Genomic DNA, 21,276 nt, shown 5'->3' on the forward strand with positions numbered 1-21,276 from the left:
TGTTGAAAATTATTGGAGGAAATATTATGCATGCAAATTTAATATCTAAATTACAAGAAGTAATAAAAGAAAAAGAAGTTATTGACTTCATAGGGGAAGTTGTAAAAATACCAAGTTACAATGGTATTGATAATCAAGAAACTGAAGTTGCTAAATGTATACATAATTTATTTACAAAAGAAGGTATAGAATCAGAATTAATTCCAGTTTGTGATGGCAGAAGCAATGTAACTGCTAAGATTAAAGGCAATGGAAGCGGGAAAAAATTGCTTTTAACTGGTCATATGGATACAGTACCACCATATGATATGTTAAATCCATTTGAACTAAAAAATGATGGAGATAAATTATATGGTCGTGGTGTAGTAGATATGAAAGGACCTTTAGTATGCATGATTTTCAGCATGATAGCTATTAAAAGAGCAAATATTAAATTAAGTGGCGATATAATTTTTGCTGGAGTTATAGATGAAGAAGAGAAAAGTTTAGGAACTATAGATTTAATTGAAAATGGAATTAAGGCTGATGCAGCAATTGTAGGAGAGCCAACTAATCTTGATATATGTGTTGCTCACAGAGGGTTGGAGTGGTTTGAATTGTATTTTGAAGGGAAAACTGTACACGGTGGAGCACAGAAAGAAGGAATAAATGCAATATTAAAAGCTTCAAATTTCATTCAAAGGGTTGAGGAAAAAATAATTCCTGAAATCGAGAAAGAAACTCATCCTATTATAGGTACTTCTTCTATGAATTACGGCACTATAAATGGAGGAACTCAACCTAGCACAGTTGCTGGCGAATGTATTCTTAAAATTGATAGAAGATGGGTTCCAGGTATAAAATATGAGGATATGGTTAAAGAATACCAAGATGTTATAGATGAAATTTCAAGAGAAGATGACAAATTTAATTGTACGCTTAAAGTAATGGATGTGAGTATTATGAAGGAAGGTTATGTTCATGAGCCAATGGAAATTGATGTTAATCATCCTATAGTGAACATAACTAAATCACTCACTGAAGAAGTATTTAACAAGGTACCTGAATTAACATATTTTCCAGCTTGGTCAGATGGAGGACTTTTAAGCAGTTATGCAAATATTCCAACAATAGTATTTGCACCTGGAAGTTTAAAAACTGCTCATTCTGCAAATGAACAAATAGATATTAAGCAAATTTTTCCAGCAACAATAATATATTCATTAATTGCTACTCAATTTTGTGAATAGCAATATTATAATAAATTTATAAGGAGGATAGAAAACTTACAACATCAAAAATAATAAAATTTTAAAGGAGGAGCATTATGTCTGAAATTACAAAAAAAGGGAAAAGAAAATTTCCACATGTGTATGTTGTTTTATTAACAGTAGTTATAATTTGCGCAATACTTACATACATTGTGCCAGCAGGTCTTTATGATATGGTAGAGTCGCCTGATGGAAGAATGGTTATTGATCCTAGTTCTTATCACAATGTAGATAGCACGCCAGTAGGATTATTTGGTATACTCCAATCAATACCAAAAGGTATGGTTGAAACAGCTTCAATAATATTTTTCATATTTATAGTAGGTGGTTCTTTTGGAGTAGTTGAAGCTACAGGAGCATTTGAAGCTGGAATTGGTAAGATTACTAAAATTATGTCTGGAAAAGAGAGAGCTATTATCCCGATTATAATGATAGTTTTTTCTCTTGGTGGTGGAGTTTTTGGAATGGCAGAGGAAACATTACCATTTATTCCGATAATGGTTACACTTGCGATTTCTCTAGGTTTTGATTCCCTAACAGGTGTTGGTATAGTATTAGCAGGTGCCGGTGCTGGATTTGCAGGAGCATTTATGAATCCATTTACTGTAGGTGTTGCTCAAGGTATTGCTGGTCTTCCTACATTTTCATCTATGGGATTTAGAATTGTAATGTACATAGTTATGGTTTCTGTTGCTATATTGTTTATGTACAGATATGCTGGTAAAGTTAAGAAAAATCCTGAGCTAAGCAGTATGTACGAATTTGATAAAACTAGAGAAGATACTCTGGATTTAGATAATCTTAGTGAACTTGAAACAAGTGATAAGTCAGTTTTAATTGCTGTTGCAGTGACAATTGGATTATTAGTTTACGGCGTTGTAGAATTTGGGTGGTATATTCAAGAAATTTCTGCCTTGTTTTTAGGAATGGCAATAGTAGTAGCTATTTTAGGTAAGCTTGGACTCAATGGATTTGGGGAACACCTAGTTCAAGGTATGGCTAATATGGCAGGTGGAGCATTAGTTGTTGGTTTCGCAAGAGCTATATTAGTGGTACTGACTGAAGGTAGCATACTAGATACAATATTATACGTTACATCAAATGCGGTTTCGAGCTTGCCTTCGTCACTTACAGCTTTAGGTATGTATATTTTCCAATGTGTGTTAAATTTCATTGTACCTTCAGGAAGTGGTCAAGCGGCTGTTTCTATACCAATTATGGCTCCATTGGCTGATATTGTTGGTGTAACTAGACAAACTGCTGTTATAGCATATCAATTAGGTGATGGAATTTCAAATATATTCACACCAACTTCTGGATATTTTATGGCTGGATTGGCCTTAGCAAAAGTTCCATGGAATAAATGGGCAAAATGGATACTTCCTATGATATTATTAGAGTATTTTGTAGGTGCAGTTTTTGTATTCATTGCAAATCTTATTCAACTTGGTCCATTTTAATAGATACCTTGTATACTAAAAGGTACCCACCACTTGAAGAAATGGGAGAAATCTTCACATCATTATAATTATTAATGAATAATGATTGAATATCATAAAATTAGGAGCGTGCTTTGTATGCTAGATTTAAAAATAATAAATTGTAAAATAATAGATATAGAAAATAGACTGATTGTTGATGGCGATATTGGTATAAAAAATGGGAAAATAACTGATATTGGAACTGTCTTTAGTGAAGCTAAAATTGAAATTGATGCAAAGGAGAATTATGTATCTCCGGGTTTTATAGATATTCATATGCATGAAGAAGATCTTTCTTTAACAAAAAAGGTAAAATATGATATAGCAAATACAATGTTAAATATGGGTGTTACTACCAGTGTAGTTGGAAACTGTGGAAATAATAGACAAGGCATTAATGAACTTTATGAATTTATTAAGGAAAAGGGTAACCCAGTTAACTATCTATCCTTTATTGGACATAATTACCTAAGGAATGAAGTAGGGAATACAAATATTTATAAAAAATCTTCTAAAAATCAAATTGAAAAGATGAAAGTATTAGTAAAAGATGCTATAGATTTTGGTGCAGTAGGAGTGTCATATGGTTTAGAATATTGTCCAGGAATAGATACTGATGAAGCAGTTGCTATAACAAAAGAAATTCAAGGAAGAAATGATTTGTTGTTAGCCGCTCATTATAGAAAAGATTCAATTTATGCTTTAGATGCAATTAAAGAAATGGCTCAAATAGGAAAAGAAGCTAATATACCTTTTCAAATATCACATTTATCTAGTTGTAGTGCTTATGGGAATATGACAGAGGCATTAGAACTAATTGATAATATTGCAGCTACTGGTCAGGATATAACGGTAGATGCATATCCATATGATGCTTTTAGTACTTATATTGGTTCAGCTGTTTTTGATGAAGGATGTTTTGAACTTTGGAATAAGAGTTACGATTCTATAATGCTTACAGAAGAACCATTTAAAGGATTGATATGTGATAAGGAAATTTTTGAAAGAGCAAGAAAAGAATACCCTGAAATGTTAGCTGTAGCATATGTTATGAAAAAAGAAGAAATTATAGAAGCTTTGAATCATCCATTAGTGATGGTTGCAAGTGATGGAATTTATAGAAATCATTCAGGTCACCCAAGAGGAGCGGGTACTTTTCCTAGAGTTTTAGGAAGGTTTATAAGAGACCAAAAGTTGATGGAATTTTATGATGGAATATATAAAATGACACAAATGCCTGCCGAAAGGCTAAATTTAGCTAGAAAAGGTCTTATCAAAGAAGGTTACGATGCAGATATAACAATTTTTGATTATGATAGAATAATAGATAAGGCAACCTTCCAAGAACCACAATTAAAGCCTGAAGGCATTGAATATGTTATTGTAAATGGTAAAATTGCAATAGATAGGGGTAATTTAGTAAACAATACTTTTGGAGTTTTTTACAAAAGAGGAGAAGCTTAAACTTAACGATAATTATATGATTATTTTCTATAGAAATATACCTGATTTAATCAGGTATATTTCTTATTATAAAAAATAAATATATCTTTCAATAATTCCGAAGAAATGTTAATATAATTATATAGAATATATTTCAGAAAGGGTTAAAAAGGATGGAATATAAAACAATGACTAATGAACTGTATGATGAGCTTGCTTCAAAAATTAAAGGGAAAGTTACAAGAGATGAGCTACTAAAAAATCACTCATATTTTAAAATTGGTGGACCTGCTGAAATATTTGCAGAACCAGAAAATACAGAAGAACTGAAAATAGTATTAAACTTAATAAAGAAATATAATTTAAATTACTTAATAATAGGTAACGGTACAAACTTGCTTATTTCAGATGATGGATACAAAGGCGCGATAGTTAAAATAGGTGAATGTTTTAATTATATAAGAAAAAATAATAATAAGGTAACAGTTGGAGCAGGAACACTTTTGTCTGTATTAGCAAAATTTCTTGCTAAAGAAAGTCTTGCTGGATTTGAATTTGCAAGTGGAATTCCTGGTTATGTTGGTGGTGCTGTATATATGAATGCGGGAGCTTATGGCGGGGAAATGAAGGATGTTATAAGTAAGGTGAAATGTATGGACTCAAATGGGAATATATATGAATATTCTAATGAAGACATGGATTTTAGTTATAGACATTCAAAGCTAGTAGATTCAGATTTAATAGTATTAGAAGCAGAACTTACATTAGAATTAGGTAACAAAGAAAATATAATGTTAAAAATAAAAGATTTCAATGAAAGAAGAACATCAAAACAACCTTTGAATTTACCAAGTGCTGGTAGTACGTTTAAGAGACCAATAAATGGATATGCATCAAAGCTTATAGAAGATGCTGGACTTAAAGGTATGGTATATAGAGGAGCAATGGTTTCAGATAAACATAGTGGTTTTATTGTGAATTATGATAATGCAAGTTGTGAAGATGTTTTGGAACTAATGAGAATTGTCATAAGTACAGTATATGATAAATTCGGTATAAAATTAGAGCCAGAAATAAAAATAATAGGAACAACACTTTAATGTAGGGACGCATTGTATGCGTACCGAAGAGTACGCACAGCATATCGAACTTTCATTTGTATTGGACGGAGGTCTATATGAAAACAAAAGCAGATTATCATATACATTCGACATACTCAAGAAACAATCATGGTAAATCAACGATTGAGGAAATAGTTGTAAGGGCAGTAGATATTGGGTTAGAGAAAATCGCAATAACTGATCACGGTCCAAGTCATTACTTATATGGTATTAAAAGAAATAAAATTAAAGAAGCGAAAAGCGAAATAATAAAGATGAGAAAAAAGTACCCTGGAATTAAAATATTATTTGGAGTAGAAGCTAATATTTTAAGTTTTCAAGGTGATACAGATATAAATGATGATATAATCGAAAATTGCGATATTATTTTATGTGGATATCATATAGGCGCTACATTTTCAACGTTTAATGACTTTAAATATTTTACTTTAATGAATTACTTAGGAAAATATAATGAAAAAGTTAGAAAAAAAATGATTGAAAAGAATACTGAGGCAATAGTAAATGCTTTATATAAATATAATATCAATATTTTAACTCACCCAGGAGACAAAATTCCGTTAAATATTGATAAAGTAGCTCAAGCAGCTGAAAAAACCAACACATTGTTGGAGATAAATAATAGTCATGGACACCTAAGTTCTGAAGAAATAAAAATAGCGGCAAAATACAATGTTAAATTTGTAATAAACAGTGATTCGCATATAAAGGATAAGATAGGTGGTTGTGAAAATGGAATAAAGGCAGCAAAAAATGCCGGTCTCGATTTAAGTAGAATTATTAACTTAGTATAAGGAGCAGAAAATGGAGTTTGTAATTATAACAGGAATGTCAGGTGCTGGAAAAAGTCAGGCAATTAACGTATTAGAAGATATTAATTATTATTGTATGGATAATTTACCTCCTGCTCTTCTCCCTAACTTTGCTGAATTATGTAAGACTTCTTCAAAAGAAGTTAGCAAAGTAGCAGTTGTTGCAGATATTAGAGGAGGTATCTTTTTCAAAGATCTTTTTAATAGCTTAGAAATGTTAAAAAATAATGGTATAAAATATCATATATTATTTCTTGATGCTTCAGATGAGGATTTAGTGAAAAGATATAAAGAACTGAGACGTCCACATCCTCTTAGTACTACTGGAAGAATCATTGATGGTATACAAGAAGAAAGAGAAATGTTAAAGGAAGTTAAACAAAAATCAGATTATATAATTGATACATCAAGCATGAAATTGGGTAGACTTAAAGAGGAGATTTTAAGTATTTTTGTAAAGGGTAAAATTTCTCATAATATGAATATTACTATTATGTCTTTCGGATATAAATATGGATTGCCAAATGATTCAGATTTGGTATTTGATGTTAGGTTTTTGCCAAATCCATATTATATTGAAAAGTTAAAATATTCTACAGGTAATGATACGAATGTTCAAGATTATGTAATGAGTTTTGAAACTAGTGAGATATTTATAGATAAACTAATTAGTATGTTAAAGTTTTTAATGCCACTTTATATTAAAGAAGGAAAATCAAATTTAGTTATTTCTATAGGTTGTACAGGTGGAAAACATCGTTCAGTAACGATTTCAAATAAGGTAGCTGATTTATTAAGCGAAGAAAACTACAGAGTACTGCTTACTCATAGAGATGCAGGAAAATAGATAGTGAGGAAATTTATGAAAATAGTAGCTTTTGGAGGTGGAACAGGACTTGCTATACTTTTAAGGGGGTTAAAAAAGTATACAAAGAATATTTCTGCCATAGTAACTGTTGCGGATAATGGAGGGGGATCCGGTGTTCTTAGAGAAGATTTAGGAATGTTACCTCCTGGAGATATGAGAAATAATATTATTGCATTGTCAGATATAGAACCAACAATGGTTAAATTAATGCAACACAGGTTTAAAGAAGGATTTTTAAAGGGACAAAGTTTTGGTAACCTTTTTATAGCTGCAATGTATGAAATTTTCGGAGATTATGAACATGCATTGAAGGAAATTGGGAGTATTTTTAGACTTTCAGGCAAGGTACTTCCAATGACATTGGAGGATACACAACTTAAAGCTATTCTTACCTGTGGCAATGTTATTTTAGGTGAAAAAGATATTCCAGAGTATGTGAGTAAATTAAACAGCAGTATAGATAGCGTAGCATTAGTGCCGGAAATATGCAAACCTTTAAGCGAAACAATAAAAGATATAGAAAATGCTGATATTATTGTTTTAGGACCTGGTAGTCTTTATACAAGCGTTATACCTAATTTATTAGTTAACGATATACCGAAATTGTTAATAAAATCAAAAGCAACAGTTTTTTATATATGTAATATTATGACTCAACCTGGAGAAACAGACAATTATAATGTTTTTGACCATATAAACGCAATTATAAAGCATAGTAGTAGAAATTTAATTGATTACATTATAGCAAATGATGAAGTTATATCAGAAGAAGATATAAAAAATTATAAATTCAAAGGAGCAAGTCAAGTATTAATAGATGATGACCAAGTAAAGATGCTAGAAGAAATAAATATTAAGGTAATCAGAAGTAATTTTGTAGAAATCCAGAAGAACTATATTAGACATAATGCAGAAAAAATAGGTAAGATTCTATTTAATTATGCTAAAGAAAAAAATCATTAGGGGAGGATATAACTTATGGGATTATATTCAGGACATATTAAAAAGGAACAATTAAGTATTGTAGATGGTATGATTGATTGGGTGAGGGTAATTGACAAGGATAATAAAGTTTACTATGCTAATAAAAAGATGAAAGAAGATTTAGGAGAAGATATAATAGGCAAAAAATGCTATGATGTATTTTGTAGAGATACTAAGTGTGAAAACTGTATTTCTCATAAAACATTAATGGATGGGTCTATTTTTAGAAAGGAAGAAGTTTTAAATAATAAAACTTATATGGTTGTAGCATCTCCTATGTATAATGAATTGGGAGAAATAGTAGGCTCTGTTGAAGTGTTCAGAGATATAACAAATGAAAAGAAGCTTACTAAAAGCGTAAATGAAAAAAATAAAAAAATGAGTGATGATATTGCTTTTGCAAGGAATATGCAAAAGAGAATGCTTCCACCCAAAGGTATATATAATGGCATTAATGTAGATTACCTATATGAATCATCAGAATTATTAAGTGGTGATTTCTTTGATGTTTTTAAAATAGATAAAGATAATACAGGAATATATATATGCGATGTTGTAGGACATGGTGTTACAGCGTCTTTGTTAACAATTTTTGTTAGACAATCTCTTAGAACAATTTCAAAAGGTGATAAATCTATCGATTTTATTATGAAAGAGTTACATAAATCATTTTTGGCTTTAAACTTAGATTATGATAAATATTTTTCTATATTTTGTGGGAAGTATAATAAAACAACTGGAGATTTTGAATATATTAATGCAGGGCACAATTCGGTACCATTTCTACTAAATAAAGAAAAGTCGCTAATTTCACTTGAATCTAAAGGTTATCCGATTTGTAATATATTTGATAATGTTGATTATGATAATAATAAAATAAATTTGAAAACTGGAGATAAATTATTTTTTTATACTGATGGTATACCAGAAGCAAAAAATGAACTTGGACAAGAATTTGGTACAGAAAAATTAATAGAAATAATTAAAACTGAAAATGATATATTAAATAAAATTAAAGTATCTTTAGAAAATTATAGTAAAGTTCAAAAAGATGATTACGCCATATTAATGGCAGAAATAATATAGAATAATAGTAAATGGGGGTATTAGTATGAAAGATATTGTTCTTGATTTAAAAGGAACATTTATAACAAACGCTGAAATGAAAGATATTGAGCCAGAAATAATGGCTGCACAAAAAATGCTTTTAAAATGTGAGGGTTTTAGCAGTGATATGACAGGTTGGATAGACTATGTGGATAATATAAATAAAAAAGAATATGATGAAATAAAATTATCTGCAAATTATATAAAGAAAAATTGTGAAGCTTTTATACTCCTTGGAATTGGGGGTTCTTATTTAGGTGCTAAGGCAGCAATTGAAGGAATTAGAGGTGATTTTCATAATGAGCTACATAGCCCTAAAGTATATTATGCTGGACAAAATTTAAGCGGTACTTATTTAAAAAAGTTAATTGAAGTAATTAAAAACAAAGAAGTTTGTTTAATCGTTATATCCAAGTCTGGTACAACACTGGAAACAGCTATTGCATTTAGAGTTTTTAGAGAATTAATGGAAGAAAAGTACAAAGATAATGCAAAAAACCGTATTTTTGTTGTAACAGATAAAGATAAAGGAGCATTAAAGGAACTTTCCAATTGCTATAATTATAAATCCTTCACTATTCCTAATAATATAGGAGGACGGTATTCTGTTATAACTCCAGTTGGATTACTTCCGATGGCAGCAGCAGGACTTGATATAGATAAATTTATTGAAGGTCTTAGGGATGCAACAGAATCATATAAAAACAATGACTTTAAGACCAATATATGTTGTCAATATGCAGCTGTAAGAAATATCTTAAACAGGAAAGGAAAAGAAATTGAAATACTTGTTGGGTATGAACCAGCAAATATGTCTATAGCTGAATGGTGGAAACAACTTTTTGGAGAAAGTGAAGGTAAAGAAGGAAAAGGAATATTTCCCGCATCATTAAATTATACTACAGATTTACATTCGATGGGGCAATATGTACAAGAGGGTAAAAAGATATTATTTGAAACAACTATTGAAATAGAAAGTACTAATGAAGATATTGTAGTGCCTTTTAATGAAAATGATTTTGACAAATTAAATTATATTTCAGGCAAATCAATAAAGTTCATACAAGAAAAAGCTTTCAAAGGTACTTTTATGGCACATAAAGAAGGAGATGTTCCAGGAATTATTATTAAAGTCCCTAAAATGAATGAATATTATTTAGGTAAGCTTTTTTACTTTTTTATGTTGTCTTGTGGAATAAGTGGGTATAATAATAAAATAGATCCATTTACACAACCTGGAGTAGAAGCGTACAAAAAAAATATGTTTAAATTACTAGGGAAAAAATAAAGAAACGAAGGTGAATAAATGATAAAATTAGGAGAAATGCAAGAATTAGAAGTCGTAAAAAAGGTTGAATTTGGGGTATACCTTAAAAGTCCAGAAGATGAAGATAAGATAGAAAACAGAGTTTTACTTCCGCTAAAACAAGTACCTGAAAACACTATTATAGGAGATAAGTTAACTGTATTTGTTTATAGAGACTCAAATGATAGAATTATTGCTACTGTTAAAAAACCAAGGATAGTTATTGGACAAATTGGATATTTGAGAGTAGTAGAAATTTCGAGAATTGGTGCCTTTTTAAACTGGGGATTAGAGAAGGATTTATTTCTACCATTTAAAGAACAAATAGGTGAAATCAGAGTGAATGGCGAATACATGGTTGGGCTGTACATTGATAAATCAAATCGTTTATGTGCAACAATGAATTTGTTTAAAGTTCTTAGAACAGATTCGCCATATAAAGTAAATGATATTGTGAGAGGTACTGTTTTTAGTCTAAAAAGAGGCCTTGGTGCAATGATAGCAGTTGAAGGAAAGTACTTAGGTCTTATTCACGAGGGTGAAATTTTAAAGCCTCTTAGATCTGGAGATGAAGTTGAAGTAAGAATTAGTCATATAAAAGAAGATGGAAAGTTAGATTTAAGTTTAAAGGATGCACCTAGACTTCAAATAGATAATGATGCAGAAAAAATTCTTAAAGTTGTAGCTAAGAATAAAGGCACTCTCAAATTAAATGATAACAGCAGTCCAGAGCTTATAAGAGAAACACTTGGTATGAGTAAAAGTTCTTTTAAAAAGGGTATTGGTAGGCTTATGAAGAAGGAAATTATTGAAATCACAAGAGAAGGTATACGCTTAATCGACAAAAAAAACAATCAAAATAAGCAATATAGAAAAAATAAAGAAATTAAAATATCGAAAAAAAGTAAACGAAGTTGATTATTGACAAATACATAATATAGAAGTACAATTTATATAGATTTTGTAAAATGATTATAGTGTGTCTAAAAAGGATTTATTATGGTACTTAATCTATACGTTAATAAGAAAATTCCTACTATATAGTGTATTTATAATATAGTTAAGAAAGTTTTAATGGGAAGTTTATTAAAAATTGTATAGTTTTTTTTTGAAAAAATCTATTAAAAAGTATAAAGGAGAATGATTATGACTACACCACATAATAGTGCAATTAAAGGAAATATTGCAGAAACTGTATTACTACCTGGAGACCCTCTGAGAGCAAAATTTATAGCAGAGAACTTTTTACAAGATGTTGAACAGTTTAATGCTGTAAGAAATATGTTTGGATATACTGGAACTTACAATGGAAAAAAAGTATCTGTAATGGGTACAGGAATGGGATGCCCTTCTATAGGGATTTATTCTTATGAATTAATACATATGTATAATGTTAAAAACTTAATTCGTATAGGCTCTTGTGGCGCTTATAGTGAAAAATTAAAGTTATATGATATCATTTTAGCCATAGGGGCAAGTACTGATTCAAATTTCGCAGATCAATATGATTTACCTGGCATATTTTCCGCTACAGCATCATGGGAACTACTTTCAAAAGCAAAAAAGGCAGCAGATGATAACAATATTCCTACAGTTGTAGGCAATATAGTAACATCAGATATATTCTATCATGATAATCCAGAAGATTGGAAAAGATGGGCTAAAATGGGGATAATGGCAGCAGAAATGGAATCTTATGCGTTATACTGTAATGCTTCTAGAGCAGGAGTTAATGCATTAACTATATTAACAGTATCTGATTCAATTGTAGATAAATCTGAAACTACACCTGAAGAAAGAGAAAAGGGCTTTAAAAATATGATGAAAATAGCATTGGAGTTGGCATAGCTTAATAGCTATGTTTGGTGATAATATGAAAAAAGCATGGGAATTAGCATACGATTTATTTTCAAATGCTGAACCAACAGTACTTGCTGAAGAAGAACAAGGTTGGACTGCTATAAAAGCTGTATCTAAATTTTATGACAGCATCTTATCGTTAGATTGGTCAAGTAATGTACCTGGTTCAGGAGCACCTGAGAAGATTATGGTAGCTGCTATTCAAGCACTTGAAAATAGAGGATACAAAGTTGAAAATGGATACGAGTTATTAGAAAAAGGAATGAAAGCTCATTCGGAAAATAACTTTGTAGAATTACATAAAATTTCTGCAGAACTAAAAAACGAATTATTAAATGCAAAAAAAGATGAAGAATCAGAGTATTGGAAATTTAAATATTATAATGATTATGAAGAATATATAAAAAAGGTTAATTTTAACGAACCAGTAGAAGTAGATGTAAATTCAGAAAAGTTTAAAGATCAAATTAAGGCTGCTTGGATGTCTCAATTAATTGGGGCAGCTATGGGTACAATGGTAGAAGGATATACTTCTAAGAATTTGTATAAAGCATTTGGTGATGTAAAAGATTATATAAGAAAGCCAAATACATATAATGATGATATAACTTTTGAAATAGCTTTTTTAGATGCTTTTAAGGAAAAAGGATATGAAGTAACTAGTAAAGACATAGCATTATCTTGGATAGGCCTTATCCCTAGTGGATGGTCTGCAGAGGAAATTGCTTTAAGGAATATTCGAGGAGGTCTTTTACCTCCGGAAAGTGGTGAATTTAACAATCCTTTTAATGAGTGGATTGGAGCTCAAATGCGTGGAGCTGTATGTGGTATGGTTGCTCCTGGAAATCCAAAGCTTGCTGCAGAATTAGCTTGGAAAGATGGTATAGTATCCCATATTAACAATGGAGTGCTTGGGGAAGTATTTAATGCAATAATGATTTCTTTAGCTTTTGTAGAGAAGGATGTTAAGGAAATTGTAAAAACTGCTATAAACTTAATACCAATTGATAGTGAATATTATTCTGTTGTAAAATTTGCTTATGATGTATCTATGAAATACAGTGATTGGCATGATGCTTTAGCAGAATGTGAGAAAAAATATATTAAATATAATTGGATACATTCTTATCCAAATGCATGTTGTGAAGTAATAGCACTTATGTATGGTGACGGTGATTATGATAAAACACTTAATATTATTACAATGTGCGGTATAGATGCAGACTGTAATGCAGGTATGATTATGCCAATATTAGGAATACAAAAGGGAATGAGTGTCATTCCAAAAAGACTAATTTCTCCAGCCTTTAATAAACTTATAACTTATATGAGATATTATGAAGAAATTAAGCTGGATGATTTAGTCGATGATACTTTAATATACATAAAAAAAGCAAAATATTAGGAGGAACAAAAATGAAAAGAATACTATCTTTATTGCTTGTAGTTATAATGATTTTTTCATTGACTGCTTGCGCACAAGAACCAGCAGAAACACCAAATGAAGAAACTCCGGGAGAAGAAACTCCAGGAGAGCCATATAAGGCAGCTTTGTTGTTAAATGGAACATTAGGTGATAAATCATTTTTTGATTCTGCAAATGAAGGACTTGAAAAACTAAAAGAAGAATTAGGACCTGAAGTATTTGACTTTAAAGTTGAACAAATGGGTGCAACTGCTGCAGATGAGCCGATATGGGAGCCAACATTGTTAGATTACTGTGATAGTGGTGAATACGATGTAATTATTATTGGAACTTGGCAGATGATTGAAGCATTAGCAAATGCTGCAACTGAATTCCCAGAACAAAAATTCATATTCTTTGATGAAACTTTTGATTATTCGTCAGGTGGTTTTGATAATATATATAATGTATTATACAAGCAAAACGAAGTATCATTCTTAGTTGGAGCAGCTGCTGCAATGATGACGACTGATGAAAGTCTTCCAATGATAGACCCATCAAATAAAATGATAGGTTTCTTAGGTGGAATGGAAAATCAAATAATCAATGACTTTTTAGTAGGTTATATTCAAGGAGCAAAATATGTAGAAGAAGATATAAAAGTTTCTATAGCTTATGTTGGAGATTTTTATGATTCTGCAAAAGGTAAAGACCTTGCATTAGTTCAATATCAAAGTGGTGTTGATGTAGGTTTTAATGTTGCTGGCGCAGCAGGATTAGGACAAATTGATGCAGCAGTTGATGCTAATAGATATGCTTTTGGTGTTGACTCTGACCAAGCAGCTTTACTTCCTGAAAAAGCTGAATATATTCCAACATCTGCTTTAAAAAATGTAGGAAATTCTTTAATCAGAGCAATTAAGCTTGATATCGATGGAGAATTAGAATATGGTCAAAGTGAATCTATGGGATTTGCTGAAGGTGGAGTTGAATTAGTTAAAGATGCTCATTATGAAGAAATGTTATCTGAAGAAATCAGAACACAACTTGATGAATTAGAGCAACAAATTATTGATGGAGAAATTGTTGTAGAAACTTCAGCTGGAAAAACTACTGAAGAAATTAATGCGATAAAAGAATCAGTTCAATAATATTTGATTTTAACAGTCAGGTTTAACCTGACTGTTAAAAATTATTCATTAATAATTAAGAATTGCTAACTATACTTTATCATATTTATTTAATTTATATTTTTAGCTATCAATTATTAGTTATTAATCTCAAAAATCGGAGGTAGACAATGAGTGAAAAAGTACTGCAGATGAATAATATAATGAAAATATACCCAAATGGGGTAGTTGCAGTAGAGGATGTTACTTTTGAACTGGAAAAAGGAGAGATACATGCTTTGCTTGGAGAAAACGGAGCAGGAAAGAGTACTCTGATGAAAGTTCTCTTTGGTATTGAAACGCCAGAACAAGGTCAAATAATTTTAAATGGTACTGAAACTACTATGAAATCTTCTCAAGATGCAATAAGCAAAGGCATAGGTATGGTACATCAGCATTTTATGTTAGTTCCTTCCCTTACTGTTGCAGAAAATATAGTACTTGGTGTTGAACCAACAAATAATAAAGCTTTTATAAACATGGACAAAGCAATAGAAATATCTCAAAATCTAGCAGAAAAATATAATTTTGAAGTAGATGTTACTAACAAAGTAGAAGAACTGCCAGTTGGAATCAAACAAAAAGTTGAAATATTAAAAGCTCTTTATAGGGGAGCTGATATTTTGATTTTAGATGAACCTACTGCAGTATTGACCCCTCAAGAAACAGATGAATTGTTTATTCAGTTGAAGAAACTTAAAGATGATGGTCATACTATTATATTTATTTCACACAAATTAGACGAGATAAAGGCAATATGTGATAGAGCCACTATTATGAGAAATGGTAGGAGTATGGGAACTCATTTGGTAAAGGATATAACAACTAGTGAAATGTCAAAGCTTATGGTTGGTAGAGATGTAGTTCTAACATTTGATAAAAAACCTGCAAAATTAAAAGAAACAGTAATGAAAGTTAGAAATCTTAAAGTTGTTGGTTCAACAGGAACTGTAAGAGTAAATGATTTATCATTCGATTTAAAAGCAGGAGAGATTTTTTCTATAGCAGGAGTTGAAGGTAATGGTCAAAGTCATCTAGTAGAAGCAATAACAGGTTTAACGAAAAAGTATACAGGTGAAGTATTAATCTATGATAAAGATATAAGGAATCATAACATAAAGGAAATTAGAGAACTAGGTTTATCTCATATTCCAGAAGATAGAATGACTTTCGGTGTTGCTAAAAATATGAATATTATGGATAATATTCTTTCCAATCAATATGACAGACCTGAATTATCTGGAAAGTATTTATTAAAAATAAAGAAAATTGAAGCAAGGGTTAATGAACTAATTAAAGAATATAAAGTAAAATGTAAAACTTATAAACAAAATGTAGGAATGCTTTCTGGTGGAAATATTCAAAAAGTTGTAGTTGCGCGAGAGTTCTCAATAGGTCCAAAAATAATTATTGCGAATCAACCAACTAGGGGTATAGATGTTGGAGCGGCATCTTTTATAAGACAAAGAATTATTGATTATAGAGATGCAGGATGTGCAGTAATTTTAATTTCTGCTGATTTAAATGAAGTTTTTGAATTAAGTGATAGATTAGCAGTTATGTATAAGGGACAATTTTCAGGTGTATTTAAAGATATGGATAAACTTACTGAAGAAGAATTAGGCAAGTATATGCTTGGCTTAAAAAAGGACGAAAGATTGGAGGGAATAACATATGAACATTAATAAAAAATTTGATATAATGCGAACTTTGTTAGCAATAGGTATTGCATTATTCATTTCATTTTTAATAATTGTTCTTACAAGCGAAGAACCTTTGAATGCTATTATTCAGTTAATTACAGGTCCGTTGCAAAGTAAGCGACGCTTTGGCAATGTTATAGAAGCTATGATTCCATTAATATTTACAGGAGTAGGAGTAAGTATTATGTTTGCAGCTAATCAAATTAATCTTGCCGGAGAGGGAGCATTTCATATAGGTGGACTAATTGCAACATTCGTGGCTATTAATACTACGCTCCCTTTAGGAATAAGTCCTTTAGTTTGCATAATAGTAGCTGGAGTATTCGGTGCATTGGTAACAGTAATACCTGCAATTTTAAAAATAAAAACAAATTCAGATGTATTAGTATCATCCTTGATGATGAATTATATAGTTTTTAATTTTGCGAATTATATATTGAATTATTTTTTGAGAGATTCATCAGCTGGTTCTGTTGTTTCATATGCAGTTCCACAAGCTACACAGTTAAATACTATTATACAAGGAACAAGAATACACATTGGATTATTTATCGCAATAGCAGTTGCAATATTGGGTTATATATTCTTATATAAAACAAAGACTGGATATGAAATCCGTTTAACAGGAGAAAATCAAGATTTTGCAAGATACTCTGGTATTAATATCGTTAAAGTTACCTTAATATCTGCATTGCTTGGAGGATTTATATTTGGTATGGGAGGCGGAGTTGAACTCCTTGGTATGTACAATAGATTTTCATGGACTTCTCAGTTAGGATATGGATGGGATGCAATAATAATTACTACTTTAGCAAGGAAAAATCCGTTATACGTTCCTTTTGCAGCATTCTTTTTAGCTTATTTAAGAACTGGAGCTTCTATCATGGCTCGTTCTACCGATGTTGTTACAGAAATAGTAGTAATAACTCAAGGAATAATTATTCTTTTAGTTGTTGCAGAACAATTCTTAAGTAAATATAAACATAAGATGATTGCTAAGGAAGCTAAGGCTACTATAAGCAATATAAAGGAGGCTGAATAATATGATATTAGAAGCATTTTTATCTCCTGATTTTTTCAACGCTGCTTTAAGAGCAACAACGCCAATACTTTTTGCTACATTAGCTTCAGCTGTAGCTGTAAAAGCAGGTATTATTAACATGGCGCTTGAGGGTATAATGCTATTTTCTGCTTTGTTTGGAGTTGTATTTAGTTCATTATTTCACAGTGCATGGCTTGGTTTATTTGCTACAATGATATTAGGCGGTTTTATAGGATTATTTTTAGCCTTTTTCGTATTAAGGTTGAAAACAGATGAAATATTAGCGGCAATTGCAATAAATTTAATTGCAAATGGTGCTACAGTTCTACTACTTTTGACAGTATCAGGAGATAGAGGAGTTTCATCTTCTATAAAAAGCATCCCGCTTCAGAGAATAGCAATACCTGTAATAGAAAACATACCATTTTTAGGTGAGGTAATATCAAATCAAAATATTTTGACATACATTTCTTTAATTATGGTTGTAATAGTTCATATATTTTTATATAAAACACCATTAGGATTAAGAATTAGAGCTGTTGGTGAAAATAAAGATGCGGCAGAATCCGTAGGTATAAGTTCTAGAAAAATTCAATATATAGCACTGATGATAAGTGGTATATTAGCTTCAATGGGAGGGTTTTTCCTTTCGGGAGGCTATATGACTAACTTTACAACAGGTATGAGTGCAGGAAGAGGATTTATTGCTTTAGCTGCAAGTGCTATGGGTGGCAATACACCTATAGGAGGATTTTTAGTATCGCTTTTATTTGGTGCAGCACAAGCATTAGCTAACATATTACAGCTTGGCGCATGGCCACATGAATTGATACAAATGCTTCCATATGTAACAACTCTAGTAGGTTTAGGAATTTATAGTTACTTGAAAATGAAAAAAATGGAACGACTAAGCGGGAAATAGATGTAGGGGACGCATTGTATGCGTCCCGCTGTTTATTAGGAGGAAAACATGACAAAAAGAAACATAATAATAGATTGCGATCCAGGAATTGATGATATTATAGCTCTTTCCTTGGCAATAGCAAATGAAGATAAACTTAACATATTAGGAATTACAACAGTGGCAGGTAATCAAAGTATAGAAAAAGTTACTGACAACGCCTTGAAAGTAATTTCATTTTACAACAAAGATATAAAAGTGGCACAAGGACAAAAAAGCCCTTTAATAAGAGAAAAATGTGTGGCAAGTAATGTTCATGGAGAAAATGGTATGGGGGATTATCAACTTCCTGAACCAAAAAATTCCCTATATTCAGATAATGCCATAACATTTTTAAGAGATACAATAATGAATTCAGATAGTAAAGTTACAATGGTTCCTATAGGACCACTTACTAATATAGCTCTTTTAATCAAGACATTTCCTGAAGTAAAAGAAAAAATTGAACTTTTATCAATAATGGGAGGCTCATCATATGGAGGAAATTATACTCCCTATGCAGAATTTAATATATGGGCAGATCCGGAAGCTGCAAGAATTGTATTTGATTCTGGTATTCCTATAGTAATGAGTGGTTTAAATATTACACATACTACAGGTCTAAAGAGAGAAGATGTTGATAAACTATTGAAAAGTAACAGTAAAGTATCGAATATGTGTGGTAAAATTTTGGATTTTTATTTTCGTGGGGATCATGTGAATAATGGTAAATTTACTCCTATACATGATGCTTGTAGCATAATGTATTTATTATATCCTGAATTATTTAAGTTTAAGAATACGAAAGTAACTGTAGATTGTTCAGAAGAAATAAATAGAGGAAATACTTCTGTTGATGTTAGAGATTGGGTAAATTATGACGCTTCATATCCAAAGGTTCTTATGGAAACTGATTCAGAAAAGTTTACAAAATTATTATTAGAATCATTATACAAATTAGACAACATAATAACGTAGGGGACGCATTGTATGTGTACCGTGAACAACCAAACAAAATCAAAATAAGGAGGTTATAATGGGGAAAGTAGTAATTGTAGGAAGTATAAATGTAGATATGGTCTTTACTTCCAAAGTTAGGCCTAAAGCAGGTGAAACTGTTCTTGGAGAAGAATTTTCAATAATTCCAGGTGGTAAAGGAGCTAATCAGGCTGTTGCTGCTAGTAAATTAGGGGCAGAAAGTTATATGATAGGTTGTGTAGGTAATGATAGCAATGGAGAATTTTCAATTAATAACCTTACTAATATGAATGTCAGCACTGATTGTATAGATTCTACTAATGAAGCTACAACTGGTGTTGCAAATATAGTAGTAGCTGAAAATGATAATAGTATTATAGTTATAGCAGGTTCGAATTATAAAATTACAAAGAATACTATAGACAAATATAAAGATGTAATATTATCAGCTGATATTGTATTATTGCAATTAGAAATACCTATAGATATTGTTGAATATACTGCTGAAATTTGTAAGAAAAATAATGTAGATGTACTTTTAAATCCGGCACCAGCAATTGAACTTAAAAAATCATTAATTGAAAATGTTACATATATTACTCCTAATGAACACGAACTAAAAATTATACTTGGAAAGCATGATAATATAGATGAAATAATTAGAAAATATCCTAATAAATTAATTGTTACTATGGGAGCAAAAGGCGTAAAATATTTTGATGGAATAGATATGAAATTAATTCCATCATATAATGTTGAAGTTGTTGATACAACGGGGGCTGGGGATACCTTCTGTGGAGGATTAGCAGCTGCATTGGTTAGAGGAGATAATATAGAAGATGCAATTAAATTTGCTAATAAAGCAGCAGCTCTTTCAATTACTAAGTTAGGTGCACAAAGTGGAATGCCAACTTTAGAACAACTACTTTAATCTATGCAAGTCTTATTCGCAAATAACAACAAAGCACATATTCTTTTATAGAATATGTGCTCTATTTTTAATCCAACAATATTATTATGCTAATTCTACATTAGCAGCTTGAGGTCCACGAGCACCTTCAACTACATCGAAAGTAACTTTTTGACCTTCTTCTAAAGTTTTAAAACCATTACCGCTGATTGCAGAAAAATGTACGAATACGTCATTTCCATCTTCACTAGAAATAAAACCAAATCCTTTTGCTGAATCAAACCATTTAACTGTACCTGTTTTCATTAAACCCTCCAAATTTTTATAAATATTTTTATTTATTAATGAAAAAGAACTACTTTAGTAGTTCTTATCACGTTTCGTTGAAATACCAATATTAATATATGTATGCTAAATCTATATTAAAATTTATTATTTCTAAAAACAAATGCTACTATGCAATAGTAACGTTGCTAGCTTGAGGTCCTTTTTGGCCATCAACAATATCAAAAGTTACATTTTGACCTTCTTCTAAAGTTTTAAATCCATCTGAAATGATTGCTGAAAAATGCACGAACACATCATTTCCATCCTCACATGAAATAAATCCAAAACCCTTTTTAGAATCAAACCACTTCACTGTACCTGTTTTCATTAAATAAATCCTCCGATATTAAAAAAGATATATGTATTGTAACAGTTTTTTCTCTAAATTGCAATACATATTTATAAAAAAAATTAAAAATATTTATAAATTAGCAAAAGTATATTATAAAGGGAATAAGTTTAGATTATATTTATAAAGAAATTGTTTTCTTTATAAATATATAATGTTAAATAATGTATAAATATAAAATTTATTTTAATAGTTTTTATAATTGATAATAATGTTAAGTT

The 21,276-nt window shown here is 30.5% G+C and carries 20 protein-coding genes; 18 read left to right on the plus strand and 2 right to left on the minus strand.

The window, feature by feature from the left end:
* Nucleotides 1-26 precede the first annotated feature (26 nt).
* The 18 genes from U8307_RS10215 (at nucleotide 27) to rbsK (ending at nucleotide 20,400) form a co-directional block, all read left to right on the plus strand.
* Complete coding sequence (locus U8307_RS10215) at nucleotides 27-1,229, plus strand: M20 family metallopeptidase (protein ID WP_326907564.1); 1,203 nt, start codon at nucleotides 27-29, stop codon at nucleotides 1,227-1,229.
* Between the two features lie 77 nt (nucleotides 1,230-1,306).
* A complete protein-coding gene (locus U8307_RS10220; RefSeq protein ID WP_326907566.1) occupies nucleotides 1,307-2,710 on the plus strand; it encodes a YfcC family protein in 1,404 nt (467 codons plus the stop codon).
* Between the two features lie 117 nt (nucleotides 2,711-2,827).
* Nucleotides 2,828-4,195, plus strand: coding sequence for an N-acyl-D-amino-acid deacylase family protein (locus tag U8307_RS10225; RefSeq protein ID WP_326907569.1), 1,368 nt, complete (start codon nucleotides 2,828-2,830; stop codon nucleotides 4,193-4,195).
* Nucleotides 4,196-4,347: 152 nt separating this feature from the next.
* Nucleotides 4,348-5,274 (plus strand): UDP-N-acetylmuramate dehydrogenase, encoded by a 927-nt coding sequence (murB, locus tag U8307_RS10230; protein WP_326907571.1) that lies wholly within the window; start codon nucleotides 4,348-4,350, stop codon nucleotides 5,272-5,274.
* A gap of 77 nt (nucleotides 5,275-5,351) precedes the next feature.
* On the plus strand, nucleotides 5,352-6,089 hold the full coding sequence (locus U8307_RS10235) for a PHP domain-containing protein (RefSeq protein WP_326907573.1): 738 nt from the start codon (nucleotides 5,352-5,354) through the stop codon (nucleotides 6,087-6,089).
* A gap of 10 nt (nucleotides 6,090-6,099) precedes the next feature.
* On the plus strand, nucleotides 6,100-6,954 hold the full coding sequence (gene rapZ / locus U8307_RS10240) for an RNase adapter RapZ (RefSeq protein ID WP_326907575.1): 855 nt from the start codon (nucleotides 6,100-6,102) through the stop codon (nucleotides 6,952-6,954).
* 15 nt (nucleotides 6,955-6,969) lie between these two features.
* Nucleotides 6,970-7,938 (plus strand): gluconeogenesis factor YvcK family protein, encoded by a 969-nt coding sequence (locus U8307_RS10245; RefSeq protein ID WP_326907577.1) that lies wholly within the window; start codon nucleotides 6,970-6,972, stop codon nucleotides 7,936-7,938.
* 15 nt (nucleotides 7,939-7,953) lie between these two features.
* Nucleotides 7,954-9,045, plus strand: coding sequence for a SpoIIE family protein phosphatase (locus U8307_RS10250; RefSeq protein ID WP_326907580.1), 1,092 nt, complete (start codon nucleotides 7,954-7,956; stop codon nucleotides 9,043-9,045).
* Nucleotides 9,046-9,070: 25 nt separating this feature from the next.
* A complete protein-coding gene (locus U8307_RS10255; protein ID WP_326907582.1) occupies nucleotides 9,071-10,354 on the plus strand; it encodes a glucose-6-phosphate isomerase in 1,284 nt (427 codons plus the stop codon).
* Between the two features lie 18 nt (nucleotides 10,355-10,372).
* A complete protein-coding gene (locus U8307_RS10260) occupies nucleotides 10,373-11,290 on the plus strand; it encodes a CvfB family protein (RefSeq protein ID WP_326907584.1) in 918 nt (305 codons plus the stop codon).
* 228 nt (nucleotides 11,291-11,518) lie between these two features.
* The gene (deoD, locus tag U8307_RS10265; protein WP_326907586.1) at nucleotides 11,519-12,220 is read left to right on the plus strand and encodes a purine-nucleoside phosphorylase; all 702 of its coding nucleotides are present in this window, start codon (nucleotides 11,519-11,521) and stop codon (nucleotides 12,218-12,220) included.
* Between the two features lie 25 nt (nucleotides 12,221-12,245).
* Nucleotides 12,246-13,637: an ADP-ribosylglycohydrolase family protein gene (locus U8307_RS10270; protein ID WP_326907589.1), complete on the plus strand. Its 1,392-nt coding sequence runs from the start codon at nucleotides 12,246-12,248 to the stop codon at nucleotides 13,635-13,637.
* Nucleotides 13,638-13,648: 11 nt separating this feature from the next.
* Nucleotides 13,649-14,788 (plus strand): BMP family ABC transporter substrate-binding protein, encoded by a 1,140-nt coding sequence (locus U8307_RS10275; protein ID WP_326907591.1) that lies wholly within the window; start codon nucleotides 13,649-13,651, stop codon nucleotides 14,786-14,788.
* Nucleotides 14,789-14,937: 149 nt separating this feature from the next.
* A complete protein-coding gene (locus U8307_RS10280) occupies nucleotides 14,938-16,491 on the plus strand; it encodes an ABC transporter ATP-binding protein (RefSeq protein ID WP_326907593.1) in 1,554 nt (517 codons plus the stop codon).
* Nucleotides 16,481-17,551, plus strand: coding sequence for an ABC transporter permease (locus tag U8307_RS10285; protein WP_326907595.1), 1,071 nt, complete (start codon nucleotides 16,481-16,483; stop codon nucleotides 17,549-17,551). Before U8307_RS10280 ends, U8307_RS10285 begins: the two co-directional genes overlap by 11 nt.
* 1 nt (nucleotide 17,552) lies before the next feature.
* Nucleotides 17,553-18,473, plus strand: coding sequence for an ABC transporter permease (locus U8307_RS10290; RefSeq protein WP_326907598.1), 921 nt, complete (start codon nucleotides 17,553-17,555; stop codon nucleotides 18,471-18,473).
* 48 nt (nucleotides 18,474-18,521) lie between these two features.
* On the plus strand, nucleotides 18,522-19,469 hold the full coding sequence (locus tag U8307_RS10295) for a nucleoside hydrolase (protein WP_326907600.1): 948 nt from the start codon (nucleotides 18,522-18,524) through the stop codon (nucleotides 19,467-19,469).
* Between the two features lie 58 nt (nucleotides 19,470-19,527).
* The gene (gene rbsK / locus U8307_RS10300; protein ID WP_326907602.1) at nucleotides 19,528-20,400 is read left to right on the plus strand and encodes a ribokinase; all 873 of its coding nucleotides are present in this window, start codon (nucleotides 19,528-19,530) and stop codon (nucleotides 20,398-20,400) included.
* An 84-nt stretch (nucleotides 20,401-20,484) separates the two neighbouring features.
* Here the strand turns inward: rbsK and U8307_RS10305 are convergent, their stop codons facing one another.
* Complete coding sequence (locus U8307_RS10305) at nucleotides 20,485-20,685, minus strand: cold-shock protein (RefSeq protein WP_326907605.1); 201 nt, start codon at nucleotides 20,683-20,685, stop codon at nucleotides 20,485-20,487.
* 148 nt (nucleotides 20,686-20,833) lie between these two features.
* Nucleotides 20,834-21,034: a cold-shock protein gene (locus tag U8307_RS10310; RefSeq protein ID WP_326907607.1), complete on the minus strand. Its 201-nt coding sequence runs from the start codon at nucleotides 21,032-21,034 to the stop codon at nucleotides 20,834-20,836.
* Nucleotides 21,035-21,276: the final 242 nt, after the last annotated feature.

Origin of the sequence: Sedimentibacter sp. MB31-C6 (assembly GCF_035934735.1) — a bacterium.
Taxonomy (GTDB): domain Bacteria; phylum Bacillota; class Clostridia; order Tissierellales; family Sedimentibacteraceae; genus Sedimentibacter.